The organism is Streptomyces sp. NPDC060205 (assembly GCF_042728395.1).
Classification (GTDB): Bacteria; Actinomycetota; Actinomycetes; order Streptomycetales; family Streptomycetaceae; genus Streptomyces.
The window spans coordinates 25,393-42,569 of sequence record NZ_JBHWZP010000046.1 but is presented as its reverse complement, the minus strand read 5'-3'; the positions used below and the strand labels follow the sequence as shown (position 1 = coordinate 42,569).

Genomic DNA, 17,177 nt, shown 5'->3' with positions numbered 1-17,177 from the left:
CCTGACAGCTGGGGACGTTCGTCCGTACCCGACTGGGGAGAAAAGTCCGTACGCCGACACCTGAGCGCGGACGGCCGGTGCCGCCCGCTGTCCCTGATCGTCACGCCCGGTCAGCGGGCTGACTGCACCCAGTTCAAACCGGTGCTGGAGAAGATCCGAGTCCCGAAATCCGGGCCGGGCAGGCCCCGCAAACGGCCCGACAGCGTCGCCGCCGATAGGGCCTATAGCAATCGGCCCTGTCGTGAGTATCTGCGGCGTCGGGGCGTCCGGTACACCATCCCGGAGAAGACCAACAGCCAGGCCGCCCGCCTGCGCAAAGGCTCACGCGGCGGACGGCCGCCCGGCTTTAACGAAGAGCGGTACAAGAAGCGCAACACCGTGGAACGGGCCATCAATCGACTGAAGCAGCACCGGGCTGTGGCGACTCGCTATGACAAGCGTGGCTACGTCTTCCCCGGAACCGCGACCGCAGCAGCTTTCACCATCTGGCTCCGGACATGACCGGCCGGACAAGTCCTAGTCAGGGACCGCAGGCCCGGCAACCATCCCCCAGAACACCGCCTCTGCGGCACGTCGGGCGCTGGTGCGGCGCCGCACACCGCCAACGCGTGGCGTCAGCAGCACCACGTTCGGCGATCTGCGGCGGGCCGCGACACGCCGGTCCCGCTACGCCCCGCCCCAGCCGCCGCGGCCGGTGCGAGGTGTCGGCTGGATACGCCGTGGGAGGTGCACGTGCTGCACGTAGTCATCCCTCCGCGCAGCATTCCCACATCAGAGCCTGGGCACTGGAGTCTGCTGGGAGGCCAGCAGCTGTCTTCCTTCGGATGCCGAGGCCGTGCTGATCCGCACGTCCGCCGGGAGGGCGCCTCATCAGCGTCCTAGGCCGAGGCACTGACCGACAGGACGACCTCGTTCGAGGCCCTAGTACTCCAGCTGTAGATCGTGATCTTGATCAGGGTGGCCGCCGTGCGTTGAGCGGCTTTATGCCGGGATGGGCGTCTCGCGGGTCACTTGCTCGGGCTGGTGATGATGATGTCGATGGCGCTGGCGTCTGGCCCGGGTGCGTTCACTGCCACGCGAACGTTGAACTGTCCGCGGTCGCCCACTCGGTGCACGAAGCGAGTCAGTTGCTCGACATCGCCGACTGCGATGCGTCCGTCGGGTAGCAGGAGGGAGCCGTCGAAGACAGTGATGAACTCCGCGTCGGGGCCTTCGGTCTGCGGGTCATCAGGCGGCGCGAAGAGACGCACCTTGATCAGCTCCCTCTGCGGTCGAACCCGGACGGCCACATGGGTGTCGCAACTGGCCGCGGGGGCCGTGTCCAGGGCGAGGGAGAGGGGCACCCAGTCGGTTGCCCCGAGGTGCAGAACGGGATGATTGACGTAGATGTCGACGCCAGCGATCTGCATGGTGCTCCTCCTGCCCACTATGGCTGCGGCCACCGTTGATCATCAGTGTGTGAAGACAAACGATCATGCGGTGGCCGCAGGTCACAGCGTAGACCCTGCCCGCTGGCAGGAGGGGTTCGAGGGCCTGATGGGGCGCATAGCCGGACGGTTCGCGCGGGTGGAGGCCCGGCGCCGGGCGGGACGGTTGGTGCTCGGGCTGCTTTCGGACCTGCCACGCAAGAACTGCTGGACGATCGCCGAGTGGGCCGGGGAAGCGACGCCGCACGGCATGCAGCACCTGCTGAGCCGGGCATCCTGGGACGCCGACGCGGTTCGCGATGACGTACGTGACTACGTCGTGGAGCAGCTCCATGACGAGCAGGCAGTCCTCGTCGTCGACGAGACCGGCGACTTGAAGAAGGGCACCCACACCGTGGGCGTGCAGCGCCAATACACCGGCACTGCGGGACGAATCGAGAACTCCCAGATCGCTGTCTACCTCGTCTATGCAGGAGTGCGCGGGCATGCAGCGGTGGACCGAGAGCTCTACGTCCCGCGCTCGTGGACATGCGAGCCGGACCGCTGCCGGGCCGCCGGCCTACCCGAAAGCACGGCCTTTGCCACCAAGCCAGAGTTGGCGGGCCGTATGATCGGCCGGTTCCTCGACGCCGGCCACCACGTGGGCTGGGTCGCAGGCGGCGAGGTCTACGGCGGCAACCCACGTCTGCGGGCCCTGTTGGAGGAGCGTGGTGTCAACTACGTGCTGGCCGTCGCGTGTTCAGCCAAAGTCACCACTGGCGCAGGCAAGTTCCGGGCCGATGCGCTGGCCGCGAAGGTACCCAAGCGGGCCTGGCAGAAGCTGTCGGCCGGGGGCGGGGCCAAGGGGCACCGCTTCTATGACTGGGCGGTCATCGACCTGGCCGACTCCCGACCAGATCACCAGCAACTGCTGATCCGCCACAACCGGACCACCGGCGAACGGGCCTACTACCGTTGCTTCTCGACTGCCCCAGAACCTCTTGCCACTCTGGTCCGTGTCGCCGGGTCGAGGTGGCGAGTAGAGGAGACCTTCCAGTCGAGCAAGGGCCTGGCCGGACTGGACGAGCACCAGGTCCGCCGCTTCACCTCCTGGTCGCGCTGGGTCACCCTGGCCATGCTCGCGCACGCCTTCCTCGCGGTTACCCGGGCTGCAGAACACGCTCACCATCCCGCCCCGGACGACTTGATCCCGCTCAGCTGCAACGAGATCCAGCGACTGTTCATGGCACTCGCGGGACCCGCGCCCGATGCGGTCCACAAGCTGCGCTGGTCCCTCTGGCGACGCCGCCACCAGGCCCGGTCCAGGACCAGCCACTACCACCGACAAGCCGCCGATCAGACATGAAGATCACGATCTACAGCTGGAGTACTAGCCCGTGTCCGCGAACGCGGGTGAGGGGGAGAGACTTCCTGATGTAGCTGCCGACCGCAGCGCTCAGGTGCTCCTCCTCGGCAGAGTTTTGAACCTGCTCCCGTAGGCGGTGGCACGGCGTTGCAGCACACGAGCGCTGTGCGTCTTCCCCTCCTCGCCGGCGTAGCTCCTGTCTACGGCCTAGCGGCCTGGATGGAGAAGCGGCGTCACTGTGCGGTATCGACAGGACCCCTCAGGTAGTGCAGGAGCTCCCGGCTTTCTGCACGGTGGCGTTCAGGCATGGAGGCGTCTCGCAGAGCCTGCTTGAGGAGCAGGCCTCCGCGGCGCAGCAGGTCTAGCGCCGGGGTGCTCAACTCTATGTCGATGCCGCGGCGGTCACGGGCCGAGGGGTGTCGTGTGATGAGTCCGCCTGACGGTGGAGCAGGCCGAGCGTTCTCCACCTGGTGAGCAGGAAGGAGGAGTGACTCACGACGCGATCCTGGGCGACGAGGGGAGGGCGCACCTGCGCAACGGGCCCCAGACCTGAACTCGATTCACTGAGGCTGATGGGCGATCATGGCAGCTCCGACGATACCCGCGTCATTGTGCAACTCGGCCGGAACAACGGGCGTCTTGACACCCTGCAGCAAGGGTAGAAAACGATTCGCCTGGCGGCTGATTCCGCCGCCCAGAATGAAGAGCCCAGGTGAGAAGAGCATCTCGACGTGTGTGAGGTACCGCTGCAACCGCCGGCCCCACGCCTCCCAGGTCAGCCCATCTACCTGACGTGCTCTGGCCGAAGCCAGCTTCTCCGCATCATGGCCGTCCACTTCAAGGTGCCCGAGTTCGGTGTTCGGCACCAGGACGTCGTTGACGAAAATCGCGCTTCCGATACCAGTGCCCAGCGTCAGCATGATCGTTGGACCTGATGTGAAATGGACGCCTGGCTGGGCCCGCCTGCGACCAGCTCCGTGCGTCATTTCTGCGACGCCGGCTGCATCAGCATCGTTGACCAGCGCAACGGGGCGTTCCAGCCGTTGCGTGAGGAGGTGCTCGGCACTGCGGCCGACCCAGGCCGGATGCATGTTGGCGGCGCTCTGGACCACGCCGTCGGCTACGACTCCCGGGAACGTGACACCGATGGGCCCCTTCCATCCGAAGTGAGCAACCACATGACGAACGGCGTCTGCTACGTCTTCCGGCCGGCCCGACTGAGGGGTGCCGACCTCGAACCGATCCGCACGGAGCGAGCCGGCCTCAAGATGGACTGGCGCGCCTTTGATCCCAGTGCCGCCGATGTCCACTCCGAATGCTTCCATGACCTTCCGAAATGAGGAGAGTGCTGTCTGGGTCGCCGCAGCGGCGTGACGTCCCGTCGAGGGAGGCGTCGGGGTGGCTGCGGTTCTATGGGCGGCCCACAGCTCTGTTCAGCGGTGCGAGCACTGTGTGCCTTGCCGGGAGTGGGCCGCGAGTGTCCTTGACAGTCCGTCTCCACGTACCGTCATCCGTTGTGGACACTCACGGCCGCAACGGGCCTGGGGCCACAGGCTCTTCAGGAAAGAACCTGTCGGGGGAGGTGAATCCCAGGCCCGTCGCCTCAGGTGTGATCAGCGCGACTGCGCCGCCCGCTCCACCAGCCCGGTCACTGCACCCGGATTCGTGAGCGCCACCACGTGCGGAGCGTCCACTTCGACGGTGTGGGCGTTCGCGCGCTTGGCCATGAAGCGCTCGGCGGCCGGCGGGATCGCGTGGTCGTTCTTGGCCACGAGATACCACGACGGAATGGTCTTCCACGCAGGCTCGCCCGACGGCTCGCCGATGGCCTGGCCGGTGACAGGCCGCTGTTCGGCGCTCAGCGCGGCGATCTCCGAATCACTGACGGACTTGTTCAGGAACATGTCCCGGTAATGGTCCGGCTTGATGTACAGGTCGATCCCCTGGGTACCGTCCGCCTGGGTGTAGGGAACGGCGTTGAGGGCGGTCGGGACCTGTGCGCTGGGGTCATCGGTGATGTGCGAGCCGGGGAACTTGGCTACCAGATCGTTGGACGTCTCTCCCTTGTCCGGGGCGAACGCGGCCACGTAGACGAGGGCCTTGACGTTGGTGTTGCCGCGGGCGGCGTTGGTGATGACCGAGCCGCCGTACGAATGACCCACGAGAACGATGGGTCCGGGGATCGACTTGAGGTAGTCGGCGACGTAGGCGGAGTCGCTCGACAGGCCACGAAGCGGCAGGGCGGCCGCATTCACCGGGTAGCCGTCCGTTTGAAGGCGTTTGATGACGCCGTGCCAGCTGGAGGAGTCGCTCCAGGCTCCGTGGACGAGGACGACGGTCGGCTTCGGGGCGGCAGGGGTGTGATGCCGGGCGGGTTCGGCGGTCGCCAGGGGCGCGAGGGCAGCCACGAGGGCGACGCTGGCACCGCCGACCGCGACACGTACGGAAGTACGTCGCAACATGATGCAACTCCAGGGGGTTGATGCCGCGGTCACTTGTGTGCCAGTGCCGCCGCGTTCGTGTATTTCGTGGAGCGCAGCGGGTCCGCAAGCGTCAGGCCTGTGCGCTTCCCAGGCGCCGTTGTGTGCCTGAGGTCTGGCCATACTAGCCTGAGTTGCCAGAAACAATCCAGATGGCTAGGTTGTTCTGCATCACAGCAGGGAGCCCGGTTCGTACTCCGGCCGCCACAGCGCCGCCGATCGGGCTGACGGCGGGCGACACCGTGTGCTCTGCCCTGCTGAGCACACGGTCGTTCGGTGTCTCGTCTGTCTCTGCCTGACGGGGAAAGGCATCGGTGCTGTGCGTTGTGGACCTGAAGGCCGTCGTCACCGGCTTGGGCGTACGGCGCCCCATGAACGGCGTACGCAGTCAAGTGGATGAGGGTAGAACGTGGACGACGTAGCCAAGGCGCGAGCCGACACAGTGGAACGTGGGACCAGTCAATCCAGGTGGGCTATGCACCTGATGTCACTGGCGGCGGGATCCGCGATTGCGGTCGCCGTGATCTACCTTCCTCAGACGCTCCTTGCCGCGATGGCCGCCGACTTCAGCGTCACCGACGCTGCAGGAGGCATCCTGCCGACAACTGTTCAGGTCGGATACGCGTTGGGGATCTTCCTGCTCGTACCGCTGGCTGACAGGGTTGCCCCGAAACGCCAAGTGACGGTGCAGAGCGTTCTTCTAGCCCTCGCCTTGCTGGCGACCGCTGCCATGCCTGACGTCGCAGCGGCAGCCGCGGGCTTCGCCATTGTCGGGCTCGTGGCGAACATCGCACAGATCATCATCGCGACCTCCGTCAGACTTGCTCCTCCTGGTGCGGTCGGAAGCACCGTGGCCACGCTCGTGGGATCGCTGACGGTCGGAATCTTCGGCGGCAGGATCGTCGCGGGTCTCCTCGTAGGGTTGATCGGGTGGCGCTGGGTCCTGGTGTGCTTTGCCGCGCTGGTCTTGGCGGTGCTGCCGGCTCTGCGCGCGGCACTCGCGCCGGCGCAGACCACTACTTCAGCTGCACGATACAGAAACCTGCTGCAAGCAACATTCAACGCAGTACGACGAAACCGCACGACAGCTGAGTCGGTGATGCTCCAGTTCTTCGTCTTCGCTGCCTTCAATTCTCTGTGGGCCTCCATGGTGCTCCATCTGACAGGACCGCATCATGCGTGGCCATCCGGGCATGCAGGTTTGTTCGGAACTGTGGGACTCGCTGCGGGCCTAGCCAGTCCTGCTGTATTCCGCTCCCTGCGTTCCCTGAGCGAGATGAACATCATGGGAATATTCCTCGCGCTGTTCCTGGTCGCGGAATGTTCGATCATCCTCGACGCCGATGTGATACCTGTCTTCGCGGTCTCGGTCTTCCTGGCCACGGCAGCGAACCAGTTCATCCAAACAGCAGCTCAACGGCGTGTCTTGGAAGCAAACAGTGATCATCCCGGCTCGGCCAACGCAGCTTTCATGGTCGGCGTTTTCGCCGGAGGCGCCGTCGGATCTTACTTGGGCGTAGCGGCCATCACTGCCGGTGGAATGCGGCTGGTCGGGGCACTCGGAGCCGTTTTCATCATGTGTGCCGCCGTTGTCTGGAGCTCGGCCTTCCACCGTGCACGTCGCAGTGGAATTTCTCAGCAGCCCAGAGACGGCTCCGCATGACGGAAGAACTCCGCGTGACCCGATATTCCCGGGAACCCAGTCTTGCAAGAGGTTTGCATGGCCGAGAGGCAGCTGGGTGTAATTCTCCATGGCCTTGGCCAGGTATTCGCCACTTCGCAACCAATATTCAAACGAAATGAGAACAGCGATGACCGAGCAGCTCACCTATCCTACGGGCACGACAGGTCTGATCCTGATCGATCTCCTGAACGACTTCCTGGCAGAAGACGGAAAGATGAATCCGGCTATCGGCGAGCAGGTGAAGAGCCGGAATCTCGTTGCCAACCTCGCGCGCCTCATCGAAGGTGCACGTGAGGCAGGAATGAAGATTTTCTACGCACCGCACGGTCTCGACGAGCATTCGTTCGACGATTTCAACGTCGTGCACCCTGTATTCCAGGGCGGCCTGGCGAACCATATCTTCTGGAAGGGGAGCTACGGTGCCGACTTCTACCCGGCACTGCGCCCCAGAGACGGCGAAACTGTCCTCACCCAGCACCGGATGTATGACTCGTTCATGGGAACCGACCTCCAGGAACGACTCGAAGCCCAAGGGGTAGAGAAGGTCGTCTTCGCCGGCTTGACGTCGGGCACCTGCATCGAGGGGACAGGCCGACACGCGCTTGAGGCCGGTTACCACGTCACGTTCCTCGCGGATGGTGTTGCGGACTTCACCGCGGAGAGCCACCGTGCGGCGGTGGATATCGCCTACCCCACCTTCGGGCATGCGGTTCTCTCCATCGATGAGTTCCTCACATCCGTGAACAACTCCGCCAAGCAGTAGCCACCCCACGCCCTACTCCCTCAACCCACGGGGGCAGTGGGACAGGGGCAAGAAGCGGCAGCGATCGCTGTCTCCAGCGGCAGGCCAGCCGCAGCGTGTCTGGCTGGCAAGCCGCTCCATGACCAGTGTCCGGGGATGTCTGCCTTAACATCCCCGGACACTGCTGCGTTCGCCTCCAGCTTGCCTTGACGGCGCAGTGATCTGGTTGGTGCCAGCGCAATCCGGCGCCGGAGGCGCCGTCTCTTGAGCATGGCCATGACCTGCTCGCCGACCCATCGGATCTTGACGAGAGCGGCGTCGTTGCCCCGGTTGAAGTTATCGCCATGATCAAGCGGCTCGCTGTGTGCACGATCTCGCCGGAGCAGGGCCGCCCGCTGGGCCGGGCGGAGATGGAGCCCTCAGCCTGTCAGGGGCGGACGGGCGCGGATCAGACAGTCTCCGGGGCCGAGTCCACTGTCCAGATCTCTCCGCTGCCGTTGGTGCTCAGGTGCCGGAGCAGTGCGTCGGCGGACGCCTCCGGCGTGATCAGGCTGCCCTGTTCGTAGTACGTGACGAACCGTCCGTGGAGGGCTTCGCCGATACCCTGTGGGTCTTGCTCCCGGATCCATGCCTGCATGGACGTGTCCACGATGCCGGGGCGGTACACGTTCGCTGTGACGCCGGGCTGTTCGATTTCCGCAGCCAGGTTGAGCGTGTGGGCTTCAAGGCCTGCCTTCGTCGTCACGTACGCGTTGCCGCCCACAAAACTTGCGGGCCGGCCGGCGAGACCGCTGGAGACGTTGACGATGCGGCCCCACCCCTGCGCGAGCATGGTAGGCAGTAGAGCGCTGTTGAGTGCCGACACGGCCGCGACGTTCAGGATCAGCGCTGTGACGACGTCGTCCGTCTCGACGCTCGTCGACGGACCCATGGGGGTGATCGTCGCAGCGTTGTTGATGACGATATCGATGCCGCCGATCGCGCTGAGTGCCCGGCGGGCTCTGCCGATGCCTTCCACGGTAGATAGGTCGGCAACGACCGTGGTGGAGATCCGGCCGCGTTCACGGACTTCGTCCGCAACGGCGGAGAGTTGACCGTCCGAGCGGGCCAGGAGGACCAGATCCGCGCCTGCCTCTGCAAGGGCCAGAGCGGTGGCTCGGCCGATGCCGCGCCCCGCGCCGGTGACGAGAGCGGTCCGTCCCGTGAATGAGGGCATGAGTAGTACCTTCCAAAGGGTTTTGGCCCAGACGGGCTTCGTGCCGGCGGGGAGACCTTGTCATCCGAGGACATCGTCGGGCTGTGGCATGGCCCGATGCCCCGAAGGGATCGCCCAGCCGCGTCCACCGACTGCATACGCTGGCGGACAGGGGCAGATTCGGAGTGCTCCCCGCACATCTGGGTTGTGATTTAAGACTTAGAACCATATGCTCGTCGCCCGTGAGGTGCAAGCCAGGCCGCGAGGTGATGTGAAGGGCTGCTGGGCGACTCGCCGTCCGCACGCGCCGCTATGGAGCGCCGAGACGTCACGCGGGCGGCGGGTGACACAGGATGGATCAAGATCTCTGTCTGCGACATGCATCGGAAGTAGCTGAAAAGAGAGGTTCCAGCAATGATCGCTACGGGTTCGTCCGTGTGGAGTGGGTCTTTCCATCAGGGCAGCGGAAGCATCTCGACGGAGTCTGCGACGCTGAGAGGACATCCGTACACATTCGCGAGCCGGTTCGAGGGCGCGGAAGGGGCCAGCCCGGAGGAGCTGTTGGCAGCAGCTCATGCGGGCTGTTACAACCACGCCCTGGCGAACATCTTCCACAAGAACGGCCGGGAGGTCGGCAGTATCGCGACCCAGGTCGAAGTGGACATGGGCAGTGACGCTGTCAGCCCTGGCATCAAAGCTGTGCACATCAGCGTCGAAGCGGCCATGCCAGACGTCAGTGACGAGGACTTCCAAGCCTTCGCTGAACGAGCGGCACGGACGTGTGCCATCTCCCAGGCGCTGTCAGTCGAAATCACCCTGAGCGCCACGCTCGTACGCGAGGACGGCTCTGACCCTTCCCGAGAGCAGCAGTGAACTCGGTCTACACCCCTCGGAGGCAAACCATGGGACCGTCCAAGAACGATGCCGAGAGCGCCATACTCGGCCGGATCAGCACGATGGTGGGCCATGAAAAGGTGCTGCGGGCGCAGCTCGCCGAAGGCGCGATCGACGGGCACGAGGAGCATGTACGGCTCGCGGCGCTTGAGCGCGAACTCGACCAGTGCTGGGACCTGCTGCGCCAGCGACGTGCACTGAAAGGGGCCGGTGCCGACCCCGAGGAGGCGCAGGTGCGCACGGAGGGCACAGTCGAGGGCTACCTCTCTTGAACGCCGTCGACGGAATATCCGCTTGTTGACGCACGGCAACGGCGTGCACGGGGCAGAGGGATCTCTTCGCCGGGTCGAGTCTGTCTGGGCCATCGGGGAGAGCACACGGTCCAGGGTGTTCGAAAACCTGCCGTCGGCTGCCAGATGAAGCCCCGGATCATCCGAGCGAGGAACTCGCACTAATGACGCCGGCCTCATGCCTCTCGTGTGGCAGGGCTCGGGTGCGTGCGCTGCCGTGGTCGTTGGTCCTGTGGCCCGCGGGGAGCGACGGGGTCGTGCTGTGTGGGCCCGGACCGCGCCGAGTTCCATGACGCAGGCAGCCTCCGGTCCCGGGATCCTCTGTAGTTACGCCGGGACAAACGACACAGCCCATTCCGCGGACATCGCGGCGGTCTCGCGTAAGGCCGGGCGATGGGGGAGCAGTACAGGCCGGCTCTCGCGGGCACGGGTCGGGCCTGTGCGTCCCTGTGCGTCCTGTCTCCCGATTCGGTACGGAGTCTGGCTTCTTCTGGGGGTGCAGCAGCAGTTTGAGGACTCGTGGGCGGAGTGCATGCACTGGTGGTAGCACCGTCAGACCATCTAGGTTGTCTATGCAAAGTCAGCCTGCTACGTTGCGACGTATGACTGAAAATTCGCGGCATCTGGTTGTCAGGAAGCGAACACCTGCTCTGTGGTGGGTTACCTTCAGTAATCCGCCAATCAACCTCATCGGCCCTCAGATGGTGGCCGAGCTGCAGGAACTGCTCACGGAACTGGAGAACGACGACCTGGTCGCCGCTGTGGTCTTCGACAGTGCCGACCCGGACTACTTCCTCGCTCACTGGGACATCGCAGCCGACCCGGCCGAGGTCGACTCGCTGCCTTTGGGGCCCACCGGCTTCCATCCCTGGCTGGACATTCTCGTGAGACTCAGCCGCCTGCCGGCAGTGACCATCAGCGCCATCCGCGGCCGGGCGCGGGGAGCCGGCAGTGAATTTGCCCTGGCCACCGACATCCGGTTCGCCAGCCGTGAGAAGGCGGTGCTGGGGCAGTTCGAACTGGGAACGGGAGCGGTTCCGGGCGGAGGCCCCTCAAGCCGCCTTGCGCGCCTGGTGGGCCGGGGCCGGTCGCTTGAAATCCTACTGAGCGCCAACGACTTCGACGGGGATCTCGCCGAACGGTACGGCTATGTCAACCGGGCCGTTCCGGACGCAGAGTTCGGTGCGTTCGTCGAGGAGTTCGCAGTTCGGATCTCGCGGTTCGATGTGAGGGCGATCGAGGAGGTCAAGCAGTACGTCAACGCCGTCACGCTGCCGCCGGACGATGAATTCCCTCCCCAGATGGCAGCGTTCTGGAAGTCGGTCTCCCGACCCGAGACGCAGGACCGGGCCCAGCAGATGTTCGGCCTCGGTCTTCAGCAGCCGGGAGATACCGAACTCAACCTCGGAGCAGCGCTGGAGGACATCGTCGTTCCGCCGGCTGTGGGCCGTGACAGGGAGAAGACCCAGGAGGGGGCCTGACGCAGGAGGAACCCGTTGGTGAGCGTCTGGAGTGTCTTCGACGGCGCAGGCAAACGGCTGCGGTGCGTCAAGTCCGCCGATCGCAGGTGCCGGGCAGGACGGCTGTGGATCCGGCGCGGCAGTTCATGAGGAGTCCTTGTGAGCGCTGGCGTGGCGCCGATTGCGGCGCGGCAGGAGCGTGACTTCGTCCACTCCGACGGCGTGGTCCGCCTCGCAGCAAGCCTGCACTATCAAGGGCGACCCGCACTCGGTGTGACGTGCGAGCAGAGGCGGGGCGCCCTCCCTCGGGAGATGCCGGTCGCCCCACTGCATGAGAGCCAGCAGCACCGGCTGGAACTCCACGCCTGCCTGTGTCAGTACGTACTCGTAACGTGTGCGCTGACCGCTCTGCCTGTAGGGCTCGCGCCTCAGGAGCTGTGCCGCCACCAGTTCCTTGAGCCTGGCCGAAGCGACCGCTTCGCTGATGCCGACACGGCTCACGAAGTCGTCAAAGCGCGTAGTGCCGTAATGGGCCTCGCGCATAAGGAGCATGGCGGAGCGCGTCCCCACCACCTTCATCGCTGCATCGATGGAGCAGTCTTCGGCAGACCATCGAGTGCGGTCCTCAAGACCGCCGCCGAGCTTCATGTTGGACGGTTCCATATCGGCAGAATACCTCTGACTACATCTTTATCTAGTCAGGTTCCTCCCGGGGGTGGGTGGCTGCGGACCGCCCCTGGGTTGACTTTCGTCAAGCCAGCCGAAACCATCTGGCTATGCATAACGATAGCCAGCCTGTTCGGGATGAACCCGAAGCCGCGCGCGGCAGGACAGGCCTCGTCCTGGCAGCTCTGTGCGCATCAGCATTCATGGCGAGCCTGGACGTGTTCATCGTGAACGTTGCGTTCGACGACATCGGGCGTGCTCTGCCGGGGGCGTCCCTGCAGAGACTCAGCTGGGTGCTGAACGGATACGCCATCGCCTATGCGGCCCTGCTCGTGCCCCTGGGGCGACTGGCCGACCGGTACGGCCTCAGGAGGAGCTTCCTGATCGGCCTCGCCCTGTTCACCGCCGCCAACGTGGCCTGCGCCCTGAGCCCCAACCTCTGGATCCTCGTAGCGTTCCGCGTCGTACAGGCCACAGGGGCGGCGGCGCTCACGCCCGCCAGCCTTGGCCTCCTGCTGACAACCACACCACCAGAGCGCCGCGCGGCCGCCGTTCAGCTCTGGGCCGCATCAGGCGCGCTCGCGGCCGCTGTCGGGCCGACGCTCGGAGGGCTGCTGGTTCAGCAGTCCTGGCAATGGGTGTTCCTGGTCAACCTGCCCGTAGGCGTACTTGCCCTCCTCGCGACGTTCCTTGGAATCAAGGGCGGAAACACCACGTCAGCTCAGCCCATGCCTGACTTCGCCGGTGCTGTTCTCCTCGCCGCGGCGATAGGAGCACTGACCCTTGCGGTGGTCATGGGGCCTGAATGGCGATGGACGGCGGCACCCACCGCAGTTGCCCTGGCTGTCGCAGCGATCAGCACCGGGGTCTTCGCCTACCGCAACCACCACCACGACACACCGATCATCGAGCCGGCGCTGCTGCGCGTACGGTCCACCGTGTGGGCCAACGTCACCGGCCTGCTGTTCTCGGCTGCGTTCGGAGCATGTCTGCTCGGCATCACCTTGTGGATGCAGCAGTCGTGGCACTACAGCGCACTGCGCACAGGCCTCGCGCTCGCACCCGGCCCGCTCATGGTGCTTCCCTTTGCGCTCCTCGGACAGCGCATGGCTCGCACCATCCCCACCGCCCTCATCGTGGCAGCAGGGTGCCTGCTCCTCGCGGCGGGCAGCGCCACGATGACCCTCAGCCTGACGTCAACGCCGCACTACGCATCCGTGCTTCTGCCCGCGTGGATGGTGGTCGGTGCCGGGTTCGGTCTCGCTCTTCCCACCATCCTCGCCGCGGCCACAAAGGACCTTCCCGAAGACCGGACAGCGACGGGGAGCGCTGTGGCCAACATGAGCCGCCAGATCGGTACAAGCCTCGGCGTCGCGGCCCTCATCGCCGTGCTCGGTGCAGCCCCGTCGTCCCACAGCTACGACAAGGCCTGGTGGCTGGTCACGGCCGGAGCTGTCCTTGCCGGTCTGACGGCGCTGCAGATCGGTCCTCTTCGGCGTCCGGCTCCGCCACGGGAGCGAGCAAGCGCCCCTACGGTCTCGGACCGCTCTGCAGCGCCCGGCCGCTGACCTGCTGTCAGCAGAAGAGTTCGTGCCCAGCACGAGCTGCTACCGATCCAGTGTCGTTACAGCCCTCCCGCCTTGCCACCAAACCTTGGACAAGGAGCATGAGCATGAACACCACTTTGATACCCATGCCCGACGGCCGCCGGCTGCAGATCGAAGCCGCAGGACCCGATGACGGCATACCGCTGATCTTCCACAACACCACGCCAGGATCTGCCCGGCCATACCGGGCGCTGAAGACCGCCGCAGAAAAACACGGCCTGCGACTGATCACATTTGCACGTGCCGGTTACGGCCTGTCGACCCGCAAGCCCGGGCGAATCGTGGCAGATGCGGCAGCCGATGTTGCTTCCCTTCTGGATCACCTCTCCATCCAGCGGTGCCTCGTTCTTGGGTGGTCAGGCGGAGGACCTCACGCACTCGCGACAGCAGCGCTGCTTGCGGACCGTGTGGCGGCCGTCGCCTCGGTCTCGGGATTTGCTCCTTTCGACGCACACGGCCTGGACTTCTTCGCTGACATGGGCCAGGCCAACGTGGACAGCCTGACGCTTGCCCAGCGGGGCGAGGCAGCGATTGCCGCCCCCTATACCGCCGCGGCGGCAGCAATGGCCACGACAACAGGTCCTGACCTGACCACGCACCTCGCCACCCTGCTGTCGGACAACGACCGTGCCTTCCTGTCCGATCCGCAGACAGCACAGGACGTGGCCGCAACAGTGGCAACGGGTGTGCGGTATGGGGCGACAGGGCTGATCGATGACGACCTCGCCTTCGTCAAACCATGGGGCTTCGACATACGTCAGGTCGCCGTGCCTGCATTCGTGTGGCACGGAGGACAGGATCTAATGGTCCCCTATGCGCACGGCGAATGGCTTTCAGAGCAGGTGCCTGGTGCGGTGCCCCGCCTACTGAAGAGTGAGGGCCACTTCTCGGTGGCTCTCGGACAGACAACCGAGATCGTGAATGAACTCCTGGAAGCCTTCTAAGCCGAGCAGGGGAGATGTGAAGTCCTTCGTTCAGTCACCGACAGTCGAACGGCCCGTCGGTAAGGGTGAGGGCGCCGGTGATGCTGATGGGGATTGGGATGTTGGCCGGACCGCCGACGCCGACGAGCACGGACAACTCGACCTCGGCGACGCCGCCCGCCGCATCGCCGTGCGGACGCAGGCCGTTGTCGCCGTCCAACTGTGGGGCGCGCCCGAGAACACGGACGACCTGCTCTCCAAGCTCCGCATCCCCCGCTGGTCGCCGCACTCGCGGGCACGCAGCTTCTCCGCTAGGAGGGTTACCTGCCGGACGCGAAACCGCCTACAGGGGCCGGGGCCGGTGGCGACGCCGCCCTCGTGGACCCCGGATCGGAGGGAACGCATCCGGAAGCGGAAATAGATGGGTGACATCGTGTCGGTTCTCGCCGGGGAGCGTGACGGCCAGCGGGGTGCCGTGGCTGTCGACGCCCAAGTCGTGCTTGGAGCCGGGACGGGCGCGGTCGACGGGCGATGCGCCGACGTGATCCCCCTTTTGAGGGCTCGGACGTGCGATCCGTCCACAGCGCAATCGTCCAGTTCCGGCACATCCGCTCCGCGCAGTTCGCACAACAACCCGGCATGCAGGCGGGGCCAGACGCTTGCCTCGGTCAGCGCCCGAGCCGACGCCAGGCCATCACCCCGGAACAACCCACCGCCCCACTCGGCACGTCGCGCCAAGTCACGCCCTCTTGCGCAAGACGTCGACGATGCCAGCCAGCGCGCCCCGATCCGGCACAGGTAAAGCGCAACGGGTCTGATTGAGGGTCGATGTTCTGAGGGAATCGAGTCATGGCCCGTCAGTCCTCTTACCTAGCTGAGCTGCGTCAGCGTGCGGTGCGCATGGTCGCCGAGGTTGGCCCCAATTACCCAACTGAGCGTGCCTCGATGAAGGCGGTCGCTGCGAAGCTGGGCATCAATTCCACTGAGGCGTTGCGGACGCGGGTCCGCAAGACCGAGGTCGACGCCGGCCAGCGTCCCGGGGTGACCTCGGAGGAGGCCGCGGAGATCAAGCGGCTGCGGGCCGAGAACGCCGAGCTGCGCCGGGCGAATGGGATCCTCAAGGCGACCTTGGCTTTCTTCGCGGCCGAGCGCGACCGGCCGTCGAAACCGGGCTGACGTGGGTGGCTTCAGTCGAGAACCCGTATACCAGGAGCCTCGTCGTGCCATACAACTCATGCCCACTAACACTCCGACGCCACAGCCAGGTTGGAAAGGGTTCAGTAGGCGTGTGAAACCCGCCGTGGCTCCCACGTGCAGCCCCGAAGCCGTGGGCGCGTCGCGACATTCAGATGTTCCGCCACACCCACGAACTGGCCGCGGTCCGCGAGTCCGGACTGCGGCCAGAATCAGGTCACGCGGCCTGCGAGAGGCGTGCGCTCAGAACCTGAGCCCGCTCGGCGGCCTCCTTGTGGGCCTTCTCCAGGGACGCCTCGCCGCTTGGGATGAGGTCAGCCATTGCGGGCACGCTGCCTGCAAGCGTCAGCTCGGCGATGATGAATTCGACTTCGAGCTCCATAAGTCCCCCGAGCACGCCCTCCAGGTAGTTGAGGACGAACTCGAAGCGCTCCTGCGGCGCGCCATGGGCGTACGAGCCGCCGCGGCTGGCAACGACGGTGACGGGCTTGCCCTTTACCGTCGTCCCCTCGCCGCCCGTGCGCCCCATGATGATTACCTGGTCGAGCCACGCCTTCAGGGTGGACGGGATCGTGTAGTTGTACATAGGCGCACCGATCAGTACGGCATCGGCACTCTCAAGCTCCTCAACGAGCTTGATCCGCTCCGCGAATGCAGCGGACTGCTCGGGTGAGTGCGAGGCGGCATCGGTGAAACCCGCGAACGCGCGTAGTGCGTCGAGATGCGGCAGGGGGTTCGAAGCTAGGTCGCGGTATATCACCTTTCCGCCAGGGTTCTGCTCTTCCCACGCCTTACGGAAGGTCACGGCGACGGAACGCGAAGCCGATCCCGCTTGCGGAGCGAGGGCGTTGTCCAGGTGCAGCAGGGTGGGCATGCGTCATCCATTCGTTAGAGCTAGAAGTATTTGAGGGTGTTTCAGGCATTGGCAAAGGAGTCCTACATATTGCCCTCAGGACTCTACATTGTAGTTGACTACTCAGAAACCGTCCGTCTCGCCCTAGGAGGTCGGAGCGTCGACTACGGTCGGACCGTCTCCCTCGTCCCTGGTGTCCGCGGGTGTCCGATGAGCTCAGGCCGCCTGTGGTCCGGCGCTTTCGCCGCGGCGCGCCTGCGGCTGGAGGCTGCACGACGTCAGATGGCGGGAGCGGCTGCGCAGTCATGTAGTCCCTCATCGCTCCCGGGATGCGACCTGTGGGCAGTCCAGGGCCCAAGTTTGCTGGGCTGCCTGTAGCCCAAGGCCGAAAGGCCTTGCGCCGCGACACCTGGCCTG

17 protein-coding genes and 1 pseudogene are annotated in these 17,177 nt (G+C 65.5%); 10 read left to right on the top strand and 8 right to left on the bottom strand.

Going from position 1 to position 17,177, the window contains the following annotated elements; translation table 11 throughout:
- On the top strand, positions 1–501 hold a 501-nt coding region (locus ACFWGJ_RS11445; RefSeq protein WP_387322704.1), incomplete at its 5' end, for an IS5 family transposase.
- A 506-nt stretch (positions 502–1,007) separates the two neighbouring features.
- Here ACFWGJ_RS11445 and ACFWGJ_RS11440 read toward each other — a convergent pair.
- Positions 1,008–1,409 carry a hypothetical protein gene (locus ACFWGJ_RS11440; RefSeq protein WP_387322702.1) on the bottom strand — a complete coding sequence of 134 codons (402 nt, stop codon included), beginning with the start codon at positions 1,407–1,409 and terminating at the stop codon, positions 1,008–1,010.
- Between the two features lie 127 nt (positions 1,410–1,536).
- On the opposite strand from ACFWGJ_RS11440, the gene ACFWGJ_RS11435 reads away from it, so the two are divergent.
- Positions 1,537–2,772 carry an IS701 family transposase gene (locus ACFWGJ_RS11435; protein ID WP_387322707.1) on the top strand — a complete coding sequence of 412 codons (1,236 nt, stop codon included), beginning with the start codon at positions 1,537–1,539 and terminating at the stop codon, positions 2,770–2,772.
- Between the two features lie 560 nt (positions 2,773–3,332).
- Here ACFWGJ_RS11435 and ppgK read toward each other — a convergent pair.
- Both ppgK and ACFWGJ_RS11425 read right to left on the bottom strand, forming a co-directional pair.
- Entirely contained in the window at positions 3,333–4,097 is a 765-nt protein-coding gene (gene ppgK, locus ACFWGJ_RS11430; RefSeq protein WP_387322700.1) for a polyphosphate--glucose phosphotransferase, read from the bottom strand.
- A gap of 288 nt (positions 4,098–4,385) precedes the next feature.
- Positions 4,386–5,234, bottom strand: a complete 849-nt coding sequence (locus ACFWGJ_RS11425) for an alpha/beta fold hydrolase (RefSeq protein WP_387322699.1) — start codon at positions 5,232–5,234, stop codon at positions 4,386–4,388.
- A 493-nt stretch (positions 5,235–5,727) separates the two neighbouring features.
- Here ACFWGJ_RS11425 and ACFWGJ_RS11420 point away from each other — a divergent pair, with 493 nt between their 5' ends.
- Together ACFWGJ_RS11420 and ACFWGJ_RS11415 are read left to right on the top strand one after the other, a co-directional pair.
- Positions 5,728–6,915, top strand: a complete 1,188-nt coding sequence (locus ACFWGJ_RS11420) for an MFS transporter (protein WP_387322698.1) — start codon at positions 5,728–5,730, stop codon at positions 6,913–6,915.
- 148 nt (positions 6,916–7,063) lie between these two features.
- Positions 7,064–7,699 (top strand): isochorismatase family cysteine hydrolase, encoded by a 636-nt coding sequence (locus ACFWGJ_RS11415; protein ID WP_387322696.1) that lies wholly within the window; start codon positions 7,064–7,066, stop codon positions 7,697–7,699.
- A 427-nt stretch (positions 7,700–8,126) separates the two neighbouring features.
- Here ACFWGJ_RS11415 and ACFWGJ_RS11410 read toward each other — a convergent pair whose 3' ends face one another.
- The gene (locus tag ACFWGJ_RS11410; RefSeq protein WP_387322695.1) at positions 8,127–8,894 is read right to left on the bottom strand and encodes an SDR family NAD(P)-dependent oxidoreductase; all 768 of its coding nucleotides are present in this window, start codon (positions 8,892–8,894) and stop codon (positions 8,127–8,129) included.
- 393 nt (positions 8,895–9,287) lie between these two features.
- On the opposite strand from ACFWGJ_RS11410, the gene ACFWGJ_RS11405 reads away from it, so the two are divergent.
- The 3 genes from ACFWGJ_RS11405 to ACFWGJ_RS11395 all read left to right on the top strand — a co-directional run bounded on the left by ACFWGJ_RS11405 (position 9,288) and on the right by ACFWGJ_RS11395 (position 11,538).
- On the top strand, positions 9,288–9,746 hold the full coding sequence (locus tag ACFWGJ_RS11405) for an OsmC family peroxiredoxin (protein WP_387322694.1): 459 nt from the start codon (positions 9,288–9,290) through the stop codon (positions 9,744–9,746).
- Between the two features lie 29 nt (positions 9,747–9,775).
- Positions 9,776–10,039: a DUF2630 family protein gene (locus ACFWGJ_RS11400; protein WP_387322692.1), complete on the top strand. Its 264-nt coding sequence runs from the start codon at positions 9,776–9,778 to the stop codon at positions 10,037–10,039.
- 620 nt (positions 10,040–10,659) lie between these two features.
- Positions 10,660–11,538 (top strand): enoyl-CoA hydratase/isomerase family protein, encoded by an 879-nt coding sequence (locus tag ACFWGJ_RS11395; protein ID WP_387322691.1) that lies wholly within the window; start codon positions 10,660–10,662, stop codon positions 11,536–11,538.
- A 123-nt stretch (positions 11,539–11,661) separates the two neighbouring features.
- On the opposite strand, the gene ACFWGJ_RS11390 is transcribed toward ACFWGJ_RS11395, so the two are convergent.
- Positions 11,662–12,180 (bottom strand): winged helix-turn-helix transcriptional regulator, encoded by a 519-nt coding sequence (locus ACFWGJ_RS11390; protein ID WP_387322689.1) that lies wholly within the window; start codon positions 12,178–12,180, stop codon positions 11,662–11,664.
- A gap of 113 nt (positions 12,181–12,293) precedes the next feature.
- Here ACFWGJ_RS11390 and ACFWGJ_RS11385 point away from each other — a divergent pair, with 113 nt between their 5' ends.
- Both ACFWGJ_RS11385 and ACFWGJ_RS11380 read left to right on the top strand, forming a co-directional pair.
- Entirely contained in the window at positions 12,294–13,751 is a 1,458-nt protein-coding gene (locus tag ACFWGJ_RS11385) for an MFS transporter (protein ID WP_387322687.1), read from the top strand.
- Between the two features lie 104 nt (positions 13,752–13,855).
- Positions 13,856–14,734: an alpha/beta fold hydrolase gene (locus tag ACFWGJ_RS11380; protein ID WP_387322686.1), complete on the top strand. Its 879-nt coding sequence runs from the start codon at positions 13,856–13,858 to the stop codon at positions 14,732–14,734.
- Between the two features lie 34 nt (positions 14,735–14,768).
- Here ACFWGJ_RS11380 and ACFWGJ_RS11375 read toward each other — a convergent pair whose 3' ends face one another.
- Both ACFWGJ_RS11375 and ACFWGJ_RS11370 read right to left on the bottom strand, forming a co-directional pair.
- Positions 14,769–14,933, bottom strand: a complete 165-nt coding sequence (locus ACFWGJ_RS11375) for a hypothetical protein (protein WP_387322684.1) — start codon at positions 14,931–14,933, stop codon at positions 14,769–14,771.
- A 126-nt stretch (positions 14,934–15,059) separates the two neighbouring features.
- A pseudogene (locus tag ACFWGJ_RS11370) lies at positions 15,060–15,512 on the bottom strand (IS5/IS1182 family transposase); the annotation flags it as partial.
- A gap of 50 nt (positions 15,513–15,562) precedes the next feature.
- Between ACFWGJ_RS11370 and ACFWGJ_RS11365 the strand changes: the two are divergent.
- A complete protein-coding gene (locus ACFWGJ_RS11365) occupies positions 15,563–15,889 on the top strand; it encodes a transposase (protein WP_387322682.1) in 327 nt (108 codons plus the stop codon).
- Positions 15,890–16,124: 235 nt separating this feature from the next.
- Here ACFWGJ_RS11365 and ACFWGJ_RS11360 read toward each other — a convergent pair whose 3' ends face one another.
- Complete coding sequence (locus ACFWGJ_RS11360) at positions 16,125–16,781, bottom strand: FMN-dependent NADH-azoreductase (protein WP_387322680.1); 657 nt, start codon at positions 16,779–16,781, stop codon at positions 16,125–16,127.
- Positions 16,782–17,177 lie beyond the last annotated feature (396 nt).

Coding starts and splice junctions, on each gene's coding strand:
- ACFWGJ_RS11380 (WP_387322686.1), top strand. CDS start 13,856: ATGAACACCACTTTGATACCCATGCCCGACGGCCGCCGGCTGCAGATC.
- ACFWGJ_RS11400 (WP_387322692.1), top strand. CDS start 9,776: ATGGGACCGTCCAAGAACGATGCCGAGAGCGCCATACTCGGCCGGATC.
- ACFWGJ_RS11385 (WP_387322687.1), top strand. CDS start 12,294: ATGCATAACGATAGCCAGCCTGTTCGGGATGAACCCGAAGCCGCGCGC.
- ACFWGJ_RS11420 (WP_387322698.1), top strand. CDS start 5,728: ATGCACCTGATGTCACTGGCGGCGGGATCCGCGATTGCGGTCGCCGTG.
- ACFWGJ_RS11395 (WP_387322691.1), top strand. CDS start 10,660: ATGACTGAAAATTCGCGGCATCTGGTTGTCAGGAAGCGAACACCTGCT.
- ACFWGJ_RS11390 (WP_387322689.1), bottom strand. CDS start 12,180: ATGGAACCGTCCAACATGAAGCTCGGCGGCGGTCTTGAGGACCGCACT.
- ACFWGJ_RS11440 (WP_387322702.1), bottom strand. CDS start 1,409: ATGCAGATCGCTGGCGTCGACATCTACGTCAATCATCCCGTTCTGCAC.
- ppgK (WP_387322700.1), bottom strand. CDS start 4,097: ATGGAAGCATTCGGAGTGGACATCGGCGGCACTGGGATCAAAGGCGCG.
- ACFWGJ_RS11415 (WP_387322696.1), top strand. CDS start 7,064: ATGACCGAGCAGCTCACCTATCCTACGGGCACGACAGGTCTGATCCTG.
- ACFWGJ_RS11410 (WP_387322695.1), bottom strand. CDS start 8,894: ATGCCCTCATTCACGGGACGGACCGCTCTCGTCACCGGCGCGGGGCGC.
- ACFWGJ_RS11435 (WP_387322707.1), top strand. CDS start 1,537: ATGGGGCGCATAGCCGGACGGTTCGCGCGGGTGGAGGCCCGGCGCCGG.
- ACFWGJ_RS11360 (WP_387322680.1), bottom strand. CDS start 16,781: ATGCCCACCCTGCTGCACCTGGACAACGCCCTCGCTCCGCAAGCGGGA.
- ACFWGJ_RS11365 (WP_387322682.1), top strand. CDS start 15,563: ATGGCCCGTCAGTCCTCTTACCTAGCTGAGCTGCGTCAGCGTGCGGTG.
- ACFWGJ_RS11405 (WP_387322694.1), top strand. CDS start 9,288: ATGATCGCTACGGGTTCGTCCGTGTGGAGTGGGTCTTTCCATCAGGGC.
- ACFWGJ_RS11425 (WP_387322699.1), bottom strand. CDS start 5,234: ATGTTGCGACGTACTTCCGTACGTGTCGCGGTCGGCGGTGCCAGCGTC.